The sequence below is a fragment of the Methylocaldum sp. GT1TLB genome, from assembly GCF_051027445.1.
In the GTDB taxonomy this organism is placed as follows: Bacteria; Pseudomonadota; Gammaproteobacteria; order Methylococcales; family Methylococcaceae; genus Methylocaldum.
Genome location: NZ_CP194898.1, coordinates 3,799,193 through 3,813,431, shown reverse-complemented (window position 1 = coordinate 3,813,431; position 14,239 = coordinate 3,799,193). Strand labels below are relative to the sequence as shown.

Annotated in this window: 9 protein-coding genes; 3 read left to right on the top strand and 6 right to left on the bottom strand. The window is 58.6% G+C overall.

All coding sequences use genetic code 11. The features are described 5' to 3' along the window. Nucleotides 1-431: 431 nt before the first annotated feature. From ACR2R1_RS16730 to iscR, 4 genes are all read right to left on the bottom strand, one after another. Nucleotides 432-4,931 (bottom strand): RHS repeat-associated core domain-containing protein, encoded by a 4,500-nt coding sequence (locus ACR2R1_RS16730; RefSeq protein ID WP_434111018.1) that lies wholly within the window; start codon nt 4,929-4,931, stop codon nt 432-434. 579 nt (nt 4,932-5,510) lie between these two features. After that, on the bottom strand, nt 5,511-5,834 hold the full coding sequence (locus ACR2R1_RS16725; RefSeq protein ID WP_077731521.1) for a HesB/IscA family protein: 324 nt from the start codon (nt 5,832-5,834) through the stop codon (nt 5,511-5,513). A gap of 61 nt (nt 5,835-5,895) precedes the next feature. Next, nucleotides 5,896-7,056, bottom strand: coding sequence for a cysteine desulfurase family protein (locus ACR2R1_RS16720; RefSeq protein WP_086133839.1), 1,161 nt, complete (start codon nt 7,054-7,056; stop codon nt 5,896-5,898). Nucleotides 7,057-7,068: 12 nt separating this feature from the next. Beyond that, on the bottom strand, nt 7,069-7,557 hold the full coding sequence (gene iscR / locus ACR2R1_RS16715) for a Fe-S cluster assembly transcriptional regulator IscR (RefSeq protein WP_077731523.1): 489 nt from the start codon (nt 7,555-7,557) through the stop codon (nt 7,069-7,071). Between the two features lie 115 nt (nt 7,558-7,672). On the opposite strand from iscR, the gene ACR2R1_RS16710 reads away from it, so the two are divergent. Further along, nucleotides 7,673-11,320: a hydantoinase B/oxoprolinase family protein gene (locus ACR2R1_RS16710; protein WP_434111015.1), complete on the top strand. Its 3,648-nt coding sequence runs from the start codon at nt 7,673-7,675 to the stop codon at nt 11,318-11,320. 88 nt (nt 11,321-11,408) lie between these two features. Continuing rightward, nucleotides 11,409-12,008 (top strand): TIGR00730 family Rossman fold protein, encoded by a 600-nt coding sequence (locus ACR2R1_RS16705; RefSeq protein WP_077731525.1) that lies wholly within the window; start codon nt 11,409-11,411, stop codon nt 12,006-12,008. A 270-nt stretch (nt 12,009-12,278) separates the two neighbouring features. Here ACR2R1_RS16705 and ACR2R1_RS16700 read toward each other — a convergent pair whose 3' ends face one another. Together ACR2R1_RS16700 and ACR2R1_RS16695 are read right to left on the bottom strand one after the other, a co-directional pair. Further along, a complete protein-coding gene (locus ACR2R1_RS16700; protein ID WP_086133842.1) occupies nt 12,279-12,476 on the bottom strand; it encodes a DUF2283 domain-containing protein in 198 nt (65 codons plus the stop codon). Between the two features lie 275 nt (nt 12,477-12,751). After that, nucleotides 12,752-12,889 (bottom strand): hypothetical protein, encoded by a 138-nt coding sequence (locus tag ACR2R1_RS16695; protein WP_434111013.1) that lies wholly within the window; start codon nt 12,887-12,889, stop codon nt 12,752-12,754. Between the two features lie 358 nt (nt 12,890-13,247). On the opposite strand from ACR2R1_RS16695, the gene ACR2R1_RS16690 reads away from it, so the two are divergent. Further along, complete coding sequence (locus ACR2R1_RS16690) at nt 13,248-14,027, top strand: hypothetical protein (RefSeq protein WP_434111011.1); 780 nt, start codon at nt 13,248-13,250, stop codon at nt 14,025-14,027. Nucleotides 14,028-14,239: the final 212 nt, after the last annotated feature.

Here is a 14,239-nt window from a genome sequence, read left to right as displayed (position 1 = left end):
GGTATCAAGTCCCGGCTGTTTATAAACCTTTTTACGGAAAAGATGGGGATGGGATGTTTGCCAATTTTTCAGCCCGCGTAGGATGTGCCGACGAAGGAGGCGCATCGATCACAAACTCGAACGATGCGGTTCCTGCGTCACCGCATCCTACGCGAGCTTTGCTTATCCAGCTTATTGAGGGCAAACTGTCTTTATGGGTAGGCCATCTTTGTAAGCATAGTATTCGACGCAAGCTTTCTGATTTCTAATAACCTCGCGCTTACCAATATCACTACCATATATGACCTCGGCAATTGAGGTTGTCCCGTCTTGATTCCAGTCCATTTCTCGCCACGAGTATCCGTGCCTATAACTGGAAGATGCACGAGAAATAAGATATATGAGTAGAAATATAAAAACCACGCCAACAATTTTTGTCATGAGCTTTATCATCACCTTGCCCATGGAGCACTAGTCCCATCGCTTGATCGAGTAGCAGGATAATTCGTCGTTCCATTGGCCGCTTCGGAAGAAAGTAATCCATTACCAAGATCTACTGGTAAGACGTGGTTTCCATTTATGCCCAAAGTTGTTTCTCCATGTTTAAAAAAGTCATTTAACCCCGCTTCTCGAAGACATCGCTGCACAGGGGATGCACAGTTATTGGTTAGCGCATTATATCCACCTTGCGATCTCCGAAGGCACGCCTCAAATACTGCCTCCTTCTCAGGCGGCAACTTTAAATTTACTCGCGTGCCATCTCGAAAACCATTTTTGTCTACATACTCGGATGTAGGAAGATTGGTCATCCCGCTCGGACCAAAAGAATAAGTGGTGCCGTTAACATCGGCAGATGCATGACCGAACGACGAGCTGCCCCATCCAACCGGCTGCCAGATCGTTACACCGGCTTCTAATCCAAATGGATCAATCCAATTGACCGGATTATTCCCGACATAGGCATAGGTATTTAGACCACCCACGAGCCCGATCGGATCGCTCTCCAGATACCGCCCGAGGCTCGGATCGTAATCGCGGAAGTAGTTGTAGTGTAGCCCCGACTCGCCGTCGTAGTACTGGCCCGGGAAGCGCAGGTTGAGTGTGAGGGGCTGTTGATCGCCATCCGGGTCTTCCTCGGGGCGACCGCCCCCGAAAGGATCGGAGTCCCAAAACCAGGCTACGGTCTGATTTTGATCGGTCAGAAGCCTCGGCGCAGCAAGGTGGTCGGCCTGAACGAAATAGACGGCGGGTTCGCTTTGTGGTGGGGCGCCGCCGACACAGGTCGGGTAATCGCAACGCAAGACCAGCCGGCGCGCGTCGAGGACGGTAATCCAATGGTCGCGGTCGAGGTCGCGGGGGTCGCCGGGGCCAACCGGCTGGTTGCGGGCTTGAAGTAGGATGTCCACATCGCTCCGGTCGATGACCCCGTCGCGGTTGAAGTCCTGCTCGCGACCCTCGGGAGAGCGGATGAAGGCCAGCGGCAGATCGTCGAGATAGACAAATTCCCGCAGGGGCTGGCCTGCTTCGCCGCTTTCGGCAATGAGGTGCCCGGCCGCATCGTAGTGGTAGCCCGTAGTCTGGAAGGTGGTTTTTTGTACGCGCTGTCCCAAACCATTGTATCGGTAGGCGGCCCGGGGCAGGCTCTCCTGGTTGACCGTTGTGAGTCGGCCGTCCTCACGATAGCCGAATTGGTAGCTGCCCGCGCCGACCATGCGACCGGCTTCGTCATAAGCAAAGCTGCGGTTGTCCAGCCCCTCGGCCGCGAGCAGCCGATGAGTATCCAGGGCATAGCGGTATGCCGTCTGACCCGCGCTGCGGGTTTCGAGGAGGCGGTTGCCGACCTCGTCGTAACTCCAACCGCGACTGCCGTAGCGCCCATTGGCGCCGATCAGTCGGTCCAGGGCATCGTAGGTAAAATTCTGGTTGCGGCCCATGTCCAGCCAGTCCGTGATACCGACGATATTGTCTGCTTCGTCCAACGCGTAAGCGTGATGCTGCACCGTACCCACGGTTTGCTCGGTCAGGCGCCCGTCGGCATCGAAGCTGCGCGTCAGGATCAAACCGTTGCCGAAGGTGAGCTCCGCCAGAGGACCAAACGGCCGATAGCTGAGGCCGGTCGCTACCACCTCGGTCTGCCCCTGACTGGTACTCCGGACCTCCGTGATCCGTCCCGTGTTGTCCCGCGGATAACCGATCACCCGCCCAGACGGGTAGGTCAGGCTCACCAAACGGTCCGCGTCGTCGTAGCCGTAACGGGTGGTATACGACAGTCCATCGATCGTTACGGTTTGGGTCGTCAGCCGGCCACGAACGTCGTACTGGTAGGCGGTATCGCCAGCGCCGTCGGTCAGGCCGGTCAACCGGCCTAGCCCATGGGGTCCCTGGTCATAGCTATAGCTTACATCCGAGACCGTACCGGGATAGTCGATGCCCAAGAGCCGGTTGAGGGCATCGTAGCTGGAGATCGCCGTGGCACCGGTGGCATCTTGTCGGGTGAGCCGGTTGCCGGCGCTGTCGTAGCTATAGAGAACTGTGCCGGTGTTGGGGCTCGCTTCCTGGAGGAGATCGCCAAAGCCGTCATAGGTGTAGGTGGTGGTGAGATTCGAGGGATCGGTGACCGCGAGAAGATGATCCAAGGCATCGTAGCTGTACCCGGTGCTGCCGGCTAAGGGGTCAGTCTCTGAGACCCGGCGGTTCAAGGCATCGTAGGTGTAGTGAGTCACCCGGTTGAGGGGGTCGGTGACGCTGGTCCGGTTGCCGTTGGCGTCATAGGCGTAGGTGGTGGTCTGACCGGCGGCGCCGATGGATTGAGTAAGCTGCGAGAGGGTATCGTAGACCCACTGGTGTTGCCGGACCAGGGTGTTGGACGGATCGAATACCTCTTCTTTCGTCTTGTTGCCGGAGAGGTCGTAGGTGGTGTGGATGTTATTGCCTAAGGCGTCGGTGATATCGGTCCGCCGGTGGGCGGCGTCGTAGGTGTACTCAAGAAACGCGCCGTTAGGCGGCGTGACTTTGGTCAACTGGCCGACGCCGTCATACTCGAACGTCGTGCTCTTGCCGCCCACGGCGCGGTTGATCAGCCGGCCTCGAACGTCGTAGGCCAGATCGATGATGAGCCCGTTGGGATCGGTGATGCGACCGACCCGGCCGTGGGCGTCGTAGGCGCCGTAGGTGGTGACGTGCCCCAGGGCATTGGTGACCGAAGTCAGGTTGCCCTGAACATCGTAGGTCAAGGTCGTCACGTCGCCGACATCGGTGCGGGGACCGTCGACGCTGGTGACTTGACCGAAGTCGTTATAAGTGTAGGTCCAGGTGCGGCTTTGGCCGCCCGCGGTAATGGTCTTGGTGAGGCGGTTGCCGTGGGCATCGTAGGCGAAAGTCGTGGTCCGCCCCGGCTCGGTGATCCGGGTCGGCAGCCGGAAAGCCGGGTGCCACTCGGTGGTGATCGTCCGGGCTTCGGGCGTCCCCACGGCTTCGGTGCGGCTGGTCTCGAGGTTGCGGGCGAGATCGTATTGATAAGTGGTAGTGACTCCCTTGAAGTCGGTGCGGCTGACGACGTTGCCGTTGGCGTCATAGCTGGCCGAACTGGCTTGCTGACCGCAGCCGCTGCCGCAAGGCTGGGTCACACCGGTGCTGCGGGCGACGTTCAGAATGGTTTGGAACCCGTAGGTCCGGGCTGTTCCGAGCGGATCGGTCACGGTGCTGGAGCCGTCGGCCTGATAGGTCAGGGTCATTCTATCCGCGCCGCCGGCGTGTTCGGTGAGGATACCGCGGCCTTGTTCGTCGTAGGCGAAGGTCGCGAAACGTTCGCCGTTTTCGTCGATAATCCCGGTCAAGGCATAGGGGAACCGGATATCTTCGTAGGTGTACAACCGCTTCGGGTTGTCCGACAGGGTCTCGGGGGTGCTGTCCGGATACAGAACCGTACCGAGGCGTCCGAGCACATCATACTGATAGGTGTAGACGTTGCCGGCCGGGTCGGTCACGGTGCTCAGCCGATTTTGGGCGTCATACGCCAACAGCAATTGGCGGCCCGAGAGGCGATCGGTCACATGGTAAAGCCGCCCCAGGCCGTCGTAGGCCAAATCCTGGGCCAGCCCTTCTCGGCTGACGATCGCGGTCAATCGGCCGGTGACATCGTAGTATTCCGAAGTCTCGTCCTCGCCGAAGGAATAGCGCCAGCCCGTGATCGTGCCGGCCTCGCTGAGCGGGGCAAGGGTATCGGTGACATCGGCGTCGGGCCGCCATTCGCTGCCGACCTTGGCAAAGCGATAGGCGCGGCCGTCAGGACGCACGACATAAATGTCGTTCGCGGTCAACGCCAACTGGCGATCGTAACTGTGGCGCCAGCGTAACCCCAGGGTCCGATGTTCCGGGTAGGCGCTGTTGTAATAGCGCCTGAATTCCAGCGGCAGCCGACCAGTTCCGGTATAGTCGGATTCCGCCTGGAATTTGTTGCCGGTGGCACCGTTGACGGGATTGGTGCCGTTGCAGGCCTGCGGTTGTCCCGCGTTCTTTTGGGCCGGCGGCGGGGGTGGGGCGTAGTAGACCACCATGCTGTCCGAGGCGCTGCAGCCGTTCACGCTGCCGTGGACTTCGAAAACGTTGGGGCCAGGCTGGAGCGTCACCGAGGCGGCGCCGGACCCGAGGAAGTTGATGAGGGTCGTGAAGGTGCCGGACTGCTGGAAAAACGGGACGCCATTCAGGGTGGCCGTGACCTGGCCGACATCCCCCTGATTGGCGGTCCCGGAGCCGGTACCGGCGACACCGACCTGGGCCGTCACCACCGTGCTGCCGCGAGCCGGCGCCGTGAAGCTGAGCGAGCAGGCGTCGGCCGCGCCGGCCGCAAGAAGATTCAGAACCAGCAGCGCGCAAACGAGCATGCGCGATGTTCCCGTGGTGTTCCCAACCAGGGCACAGAATCGTCTCCCTGCCCCCCATCGTTTTTCCATCGTAGATCTCCCGAAAACGTGTTTTACCGTCGCCGCTGAAACGTCCGGCGCTGGCTTCGCCGCTGAAGTTAAGCAGCGATTCGGGAGTCGGTTTGTAACCAACGTCGCAAAAACGAAAACACGTCCCCGATCACCGATGTCCGGTGCCGAGCTGAACGGCAGAATTCGTCGGAGTAGAAGATGCGTGAGTCCGACCGTTCTTGTAGCTTCCGATGAAACATCCCCGCACGAAAGCCGAACGATACGGTAGGTCGACTAAGTACATTCCGCAAATACTTGCGGAATGTACTTAGCGCGAAGGTCGGCCGGGACAGGCAAGTCTTCCGGATGAGCGGATTTGTCGGTGTGGCAGAATCTTGCTCGCTAGTTGCGACAAGGAAAAGGACGCGGCTCGCCGACTAGGAGCCTACCCCAGTAGGTCACAAATCCCTTCGACACGCTCAGGGCGAACGGCCTACTGAGATAGGCTCCAGCATTGCACTGCCAAGGCGCGGCCGGCCAAGAGCAGGCGGTAAACGGCGAGCCTCACGAGATCACCGGGGTGCCGATGTATCGGCTCTTCCGATTGAAGAGAGAATCTTAGACGGCGAAACTTTCCCCGCAGCCGCAGGTCGCCTTGACATTGGGATTGTCGAATCGAAACGCTTCGTTGATTCCTTCCCGGCGATAATCCACCTGAACGCCCGAGAGATAAGCCAGATCGCTGTCTCTCACGACGACTTTCACGCCGTGCTGTTCGAATACGGCATCGCCCTGCTCCACCGCATCGGCGTAATCGACTACATAGGCGAAACCGGTGCAGCCGGACTTTTTCACGCTCAGACGAAGCCCTACCCCTTTGCCGCGTTTTTGCAATTGCTTGGCGATTTGCTCCGCCGCTTTTTCAGTTAAGGTAATGGACATAATACGTAATCTCTGTCGGATCGCTGATTCAAAAAGCTTATAAACGCTCGGGGCATAATCTTTAAATGACCGGCATCACCGGTATCGCTCCCCGGCTCTCAGACGTGGGTATGCCCACGAGGTTTTTCAAGACCTCCAGAAAACGGTCGACTTCCGCCTCGGTGTTGCTCTTGCCGAAGCTTGCGCGTATCGCGCTCTTGGCAACTTCCGGCTCAACGCCCATGGCGATGAGCACGGGGCTCGGCTCGCCGGCGCCGCTGGCGCAAGCTGAACCGCTGGACACCGCGATGCCCTGCCGATCGAGGTTCATGACCAGGGCTTCGCCGTCGTAACCGTCGATGCCGAACTGCAAAGTATTGGGCAGCCGCTCCGCATGTTTGGCGAACAAGATCGCTCCGGGAATCGTCTCCAAACCGACCTCCAGCCGTTTGCGCAGACCGAGCAGCTGAGCGCGTCGTCCCTCCAATTCGGACAAAGCCAACTCCGCCGCTTTACCGAAACCGACGATGGCCGCCACGTTTTCGGTGCCGCCGCGTAGGCCTTGCTCCTGTCCGCCGCCATGCAGCAGGGGTTCTAGCATGACGGTTTTGTCGAGAATCAGCGCGCCCACGCCTTTGGGACCGTAAATCTTGTGCCCGGAAAGGGACATCAGATGAGCGCCTGAGGCTTTGAAATCGAGCGGAATCTTGCCCGCCGCCTGCACTGCGTCACAATGAAAAACGATGCCGCGCTCGCGGAACCAATTGGCGATGGACGCGATATTCTGAATCACGCCGGTTTCGTTGTTGGCCATCATGAGGGTGGCGAATCGAAGCTCGCCGGCCGGCAAAGATTCGATATACGACGCATCGGCCATACCATTCCCGTCCACAGGAATGGTTGCGACCCGCCAGCCTCTGGTCTTCAGGAACTCCAAAGGCTCCGAAACCGATGGATGCTCGGTAGCGCCCGCAGCGATCACGCCCGACTCGCGAGAAAAGGCCAAGCCTTTTAGCGCCAAATTATTCGCTTCGGTCCCGCCGCTGGTAAACACGACCTCGGACGGATGCGCGCCCACCAGGGCAGCGACCTGCTCCCTGGCCGTATCGACCGCGCCGCGGCAGACCCGCCCCATCCGGTAAAGACTCGACGGATTGCCGTAAAAGGCGCCCAGATAGGGCACCATCGCATCCAAGACCCGCTCATCCAGCGGGGTGGTCGCATTGTGATCGAAGTAGATCATTTCGTCAGAACGCTAAATATGCGTTTCCCGACGCAACAGCATATCGATGCCCTGAACGCCGGACGCCTGCTTGTCCTGACGCTCTGCTACCAGGCGCACGTTCTTGCGCTGCAAGACGTCTTGCAAGCTGATGGAGGCCAAATAGTCGCGAATCTGCTCGCTCAATCCCAGCCAAAGATCATGGGTGAGACAGGGCTGATTGTTCTGGCAGTTGGCTTTGCCGCCGCAGCGCGTCGAGTCGATGGTTTCGTCGACCGCGATAATGATTTCGGAGATATTGATCTGGCTGGCGTCGCGGCTCAATTGATAGCCGCCGCCCGGCCCTCGCACTCCTTCGACCATTCCGGCCCGACGCAAACGCGCGAACAACTGCTCCAGGTAGGACAACGAGATGTGCTGTCGTTTGGCGATATCGGTCAATGTCACCGGCCTTTTTTCGCTATGATAGGCCAGATCCAGCATGGCGGTGACGGCGTAGCGGCCTTTCGTCGTTAAGCGCACGGAATGACTCCCGGAAATTCACACTAAATACGTGGGAATTCAGGTTCACATATCCTAGAAAAATAGTCAATTATTAAGGCACCACAGGGTTTTTGCTGTCAAGATAACCGGCATCATGCATTCGCAATCCTGGCAATTTTGGATCGATCGCGGCGGAACCTTCACCGACATCGTCGCCCGCCGGTCGGACGGCCTCCTGTTGACCCACAAGCTCCTTTCGGAAAATCCGGACCGCTACCGCGACGCCGCCCTGCAAGGCATCCGCGACATTCTGGATCTGGCTCCCGATGCGACCCTGAAACAGGCCAACATCCAGGCCGTGCGGATGGGCACCACGGTGGGGACGAATGCGCTGCTGGAAAGGAAGGGCGAACCGACGGTCCTGGCGATCACGCGGGGCTTCGCCGACGCCCTCCGCATCGGCTATCAGAACCGGCCGGATATCTTCGCCCTGAATATCCGCCGCCCCGAACCGCTTTACCAAAAGGTCGCCGAAATCACCGGGCGTCACGACTCCCGCGGCTCGGAGCTGGAGCCGCTGGATCTCGGCGAAGCGGAACAACAATTGACCGGGGCCTACCGGGAAGGTTTCCGATCGATCGCCATCGTGCTCATGCACGCCTGGCGGACGCCCGATCACGAACTCGTACTGGAAAAGCTGGCCAAGGCAATCGGCTACACCCAGATTTCCCTCTCCCACCGCGTGAGTCCCGCCATGAAATTGATCGGGCGGGGCGACATCACGGTGGTGGATGCTTATCTGTCGCCGGTATTACGCCGTTATGTCGATCAAGTCGCCGCCGGCTTGGGCATCGGCCCAGCCCATGAAGTGCAACAAGATCACAAGCTCAAGTTGCTTTTCATGCAGTCCAACGGCGGACTGGCGGATGCCCACCGGTTCCAGGGCAAGGACAGCATTCTGTCGGGTCCCGCCGGCGGCATCGTCGGCGCGGTGGCGGTCTCCCGTCTCGCCGGCTTCGATCGGATCGTCACCTTCGACATGGGCGGCACATCCACCGACGTGGCCCATTACGCCGGCGAATTCGAACGCAGCCAGGAAACCGAGATCGCCGGCATCCGGCTGCGGGCGCCCATCCTCAATATTCACACCGTCGCAGCGGGCGGCGGCTCGATCCTGCGTTTCGACGGACTTCGCTTCCGGGCCGGCCCCGATTCGGCCGGTGCCAATCCGGGCCCCGCCTGCTACCGGCGCGGCGGACCTCTGTGCGTGACCGACGCCAATGTGATGGTAGGAAAGATACGCCCGGAATTCTTTCCGAAAGTGTTCGGACCGACCGGCGATCAGCCTCTGGATACGGAAATCGTGCGGCGCAAATTCCGGGAACTGGCGGAAACCGTCCGGTCCGGCTCCGGGCAAACGCTCTCGCCCGAAGAAGTGGCGGAAGGCTTCATCGACGTGGCGGTGGAAAACATGGCCGCCGCGATCAAGAAGATCTCTGTGCAGCGCGGCCACGATCTGGCCGATTACGTCCTGTGCTGCTTCGGCGCGGCCGGCGGCCAGCACGCCTGCAAGGTCGCGGAACGGCTCGGCATCGCCAAGATTTTTCTGCATCCTCTGGCTGGCGTCTTGTCCGCCTACGGCATGGGTTTGGCCGATTACCGCGTCATCAAGGAACGGGCGGTCGTCGCTCTGTTGAACGATGCCGCCGTCCCGGAGTTGCGGACGGTGCTCGACGCACTGGAAACCGAAGGACGCGCGGAGCTCTCCGCCCAGGAGGTCCCGCCGGAACGGATCGTCGCGGCTCGCCTGGCCATGCTCCGGTACGAGGGTACCGACACCCTGTTCGCCGTGCCGTTCGGCGATTCGGCGGAGATGCGGGCGAAGTTCGAGGACCGGCACCGCCAGCGCTTTGGCTTCGTTTATCCCGACAAGGCTTTGCAGGTGGATACCGCGACCGTGGAGCTGTCCGGCTTGAACGAAACCATCGAAGAACCGGAATACCCGTTACAGCCCGACGCTTCTCCGGAACCGGTCGCGAAGGTCCGGATATATTCCGGCCGAAACCATCACGATGCGCCAGTTTATCGGCGCGAGGACCTGAAGCCGGGGGTCCGCTTGCAAGGACCCGCGATTCTGGTCGAACCGAACTCGACCACGATCATCGAGCCCGGCTGGCAGGGCGAGATTACCGTCCGCAACCATCTTATCCTCAGCGCTCGTGAAGCAAGCGACTGTGCGAATTCCATGTCGGAGGCAGAAGAAACGGAGCAGCCGGTCGATCCGGCGCGCCTCGAAATCTTCAACCGGCTGTTCATGTCGGTCGCCGAGGACATGGGCTATACGCTGCAAAACACCGCCCATTCGGTGAACATCAAGGAGCGCCTCGATTTCTCCTGTGCGCTGTTCGACGGAAACGGCGGACTCGTCGCCAATGCGCCGCACATTCCGGTACATCTGGGTTCCATGGACGAGAGCGTCAAGGCGCTGATCGCGGGTCACGGGGACGAACTGCGACCGGGCGACGTCTGGCTCATCAATTCCCCCTATCACGGCGGTACGCATCTACCGGACATTACGGTAATCACGCCCTTGTTCGACGATACGGGCGAATCGGTCCTTTTCTATCTCGCCTCGCGCGGTCATCACGCCGACGTGGGCGGCATCACGCCCGGTTCGATGCCGCCCCGCAGTACGTCCATCGATCAGGAAGGCGTTCTGAGCCCGGGTCTTAAGATCGTCGAAAACGGACACATACGCGAATCGGCCATCCGCGACTGGCTCAATGCAAAGCCTTATCCGGCCCGCGATCCCGACCGGAATCTGGCGGATCTCCGCGCCCAGATCGCCGCCAACGTGAAAGGCATGCAGGCGCTGCGTGGCATGCTCGAACGTTATTCGCTGGCGACGGTCCGGCGCTACATGGGGCATGTGCAGGACAACGCGGAAGAAGCGGTGCGGCGGGTCATCGCATGGCTTTCCGACGGCGAATTCGCGGTGACGATGGACTCGGGCGCGGTCATCCGCGTGGCGATCCGGGTCGATTCCGAAAACCGGCGGGCCTTCATCGATTTCACCGGGACCTCGCCGCAGCAGCCGGACAATCTGAACGCCCCTGCCGCCGTGTGCAAGGCGGCCGTCCTGTATGTGTTCCGCACCCTGGTGGACGACGATATTCCGCTGAACGCCGGCTGTCTGCGCCCGCTCGAAATCCGGATTCCCGAAGGCTCCCTGCTCAACCCCCATTATCCCGCGGCGGTCGCGGCGGGCAACGTGGAAACCTCGCAGCACATCGTCGATGCCTTGTACGGCGCGCTGGGCGTGCTGGCCGCTTCGCAGGGCACGATGAACAACTTCACCTTCGGCAACACGCGCTACCAATACTACGAAACCATCTGCGGCGGGGCCGGCGCCGGAGCCGGTTTCGACGGCGCGGACGCCGTGCACACCCATATGACCAATTCCCGCATCACCGATCCCGAAGTACTGGAGTGGCGGCTTCCGGTGCTGCTGGAAACCTTCGCCATCCGCCGGGGCAGCGGCGGCGAGGGCTTGCATAAGGGCGGCGACGGCGTGATCCGAAAGATCCGGTTTCTGCAACCGATGACCGCAGGAATCGTCTCCAGCCGCCGCCTGCAGCCGCCGTTCGGCCTCAACGGCGGAAACCCTGGCGCATGCGGACGAAACCTCGTGATCCGCGCCAATGGAGAGCAGGAAATTCTCGGGTCGCAGGCCGAAACCGACATGGACGCGGGCGACACGTTCGTCATCGAGACGCCCGGCGGCGGCGGATATGGAAGTTAGATTGTTCCGAATCCCATAGCCTCCTGGCCTCGGACAGCTGCTCGTTGACGGCCGTTTTCACGACTGTTTTGGACATCGAGGTGATCACTTGAAGAGCATTTGCGTATTCTGCGGTTCCAACCCCGGCAAGCGCCCCGAATACCGGATCGCTGCCGAAACCTTGGGCCGGCTGCTGGCCGAAAAAGGTTTGGAACTGGTGTATGGCGGCGGGACCGTGGGTCTCATGGGCATTCTGTCGAGTGCCTGCCTTGCGGCCGGAGGACGGGTGATCGGCATCATCCCGAAAGCTTTGATCGGCCGCGAGGTGGCAGGACGAATGGTGGAACACACCAGCCTTACCCGGCTGGAAGTGGTAGATTCGATGCACACCCGCAAAGCCCGCATGGCAGAAATCGCGGATGGCTTCATCGCGCTGCCCGGAGGTTTCGGAACCTTCGAGGAGCTGTTCGAAATCCTTACCTGGGCCCAACTTGGATTTCATCGTAAGCCGATCGGACTTCTCGATGCGGAAGGCTACTACGAACCTCTCCTAAGCTTGTGCGATCGGGCGCTCGCGGAGGGCTTCATGAAACCCGAGAGCAGAAGGCGGCTGCTGGCCCATACCGACCCGGAAATGCTCCTGGAGGCCCTGGCCGCATATCAGCCCGAACCGGTCATCCCGTGGATTCGGGACGAGAGGCAGCTGTAATTCCATTCGGCATTCAAGCGGACATTAATCGTAGGATGGGTAGAGCGAAGCGAAACCCATCGATGGCGGGTTAGCCCCTAGTCTCCGCTCGGGACAGGCCCTTCGACAGGCTCAGGACAGGCTCCGCGTAACCCACCGATTCGAGGTTGCCACACCTGAATTCAATTGAAAGCTACGCGCTGAGAAGCTCCGGAGCGTAATGGCTGCCCCGGTTCGTGGCGAGCCTCAGCCCCCAAGTGAAAGGCGCATGAAAGTGAAAGGGACAGGCAGTCAAGCGGCGACTTGCTCATACGAAAAGCTCGGGAGATCCGCCCTCTCCTTTGCATGCTCGATCGTAATCCCGCAAATATTCCCGTGCTGGTCTAAATCAAGCAGCGTGTTTTCGTCCAAGTCCCGCGTTTCAGAAACCTGGGCGGGCTTCAACTCGATATAAAGGGTGTCCGTATCCTGGAAGTACGTGATCTTCATGGCTTGAGCGTCCTATCGAAAAAAGAATTGTGCACGGTTTCCCGGTCCTCCAGCAAAATCACTTGTAGTCGGAAACGATCACGCGGGCCATGGGGTATTAGCACAATAACCAAAGCCTGACACCTTCTTTTTGTTGCTAAAATTAACGTGCGTTGTTCATTTCAGGAATGCATTGGTTTCATTTCTCCTTGAAGCAAAGCATCACAAAGTTGCTCGCACAAAACTTTTGCGAGAAAATAAAAGGTGAAGACGCGGGAGTCCGCTTAAGTTACTGGTTACGCTTTAACCAGAATGGGAAAAGCTCGAAGCCCATATGCTTTCGCATAGATACGACGACCCTTTACGGTGATCCAAGCTCGAAAGGCAATTTTATAACCTTCTGGGATTGGAAAGTCGAGTTCGAGTTGCTTCATAAAATCACCTCCTTTTCTCGGGAGGATTTGCATGCCGCTAACATGCATCCCGAGCAGCAAGGGTTAATAAAGAACTCTCGCGCCTTCTCAAACTGCACCACCACGGCCCTGCCAGCTACCACTCTTGCCGGAGAATGCTGCCAGGGCCTTTCTCTAGCCCCTGCCGGGCGGCATCAACAGGGGCTGTACGCTCTTCTCATTAGAAGTCTCCTTGTTGGTATAACGAGATTTTAACGTTAACGCCGTCCCTGTCAATTCCATTGCGCTTATTTTTTCAAAATAAGCGTCCCACACAGATTGATGGACAACGCTAATTAGCCTACGATATTAGCGTAACAGTAAGCGCGAGGGCGTAAAAGTGAGCAATCATCAGAGTCGATACCGTTATCCAGTAATCGGATTAAGAGACGCAGTAGCGAAGATCGAGGCTCTTTTTCATAAAGAGCATCGAAATCCCATGTCGCCCGAGACCGTTGCTCACCACATTGGTTACGGAAGTCTTAATGGAGCTTCCCAGAGGGTGATCGCTGCTTTAAAAAAGTACGGCTTACTTGAGGGAAGAGGCCACGACCTTGTTATTACTACTGATGCAATTACGATCATCGCTGATAAGGATGTTCAAGATCAGTCAGACCGTGCCGCAGCTCTAGAGCGAGCATTAGTCAGTGATTCATTATTTGAGGAACTTAGGAACCGTTTTGGCGATCAGGTAAGTGAGGTAAATGTCACCTCTTACCTTGTTAAGAAGGGGTTAATGCCTGACTCAGCAAAGCGAGCGTGCGCTTCTTTTCTAGACTCGGTCGCGTTTATTAAGGAAGAACTTAACGGCCACAACGATTCAGTTCAGGAGGAACAGGCATCAATGGTCAAAACAGAACACGATAAATCAGGTAGCGGCATCACGCGTGAAGAAACACGGATTACACAAAAAGAGAGCAATCAACCACTTACGCTTCGAAACGGCGAGGATTTTGCCGTTTTTACATTTGATCTTGATGAGGGGCAAGCCGTCATAAAATGGCCGCGCAACCTCAGCATAGAAAGCGTTAATGATCTGGAGAGTTGGCTTGAAGTAATTATGCGAAAAGAGAAACGGAAAGCTATGGCACGAAGCCAAGAGACGCAAGATAAGGAGTAACCATTTTCCGATCATTAAAAAGAGGCTGGGCGGTGCAATCTGCCCAGCCTCTTTTTGTCATCACAAGAGGGTGAAAGGGTCAGTGAAAGGGTCAGCAGTGAAAGGGTCAGGCTTTCATTATTTTGCTTATGCCACGCTCATGGCGTTCGCTTCCGACCGTGTTTTCATTTCGTCCAACAGTACAGTAAATCGGGAATTCTTTCCCGACACGA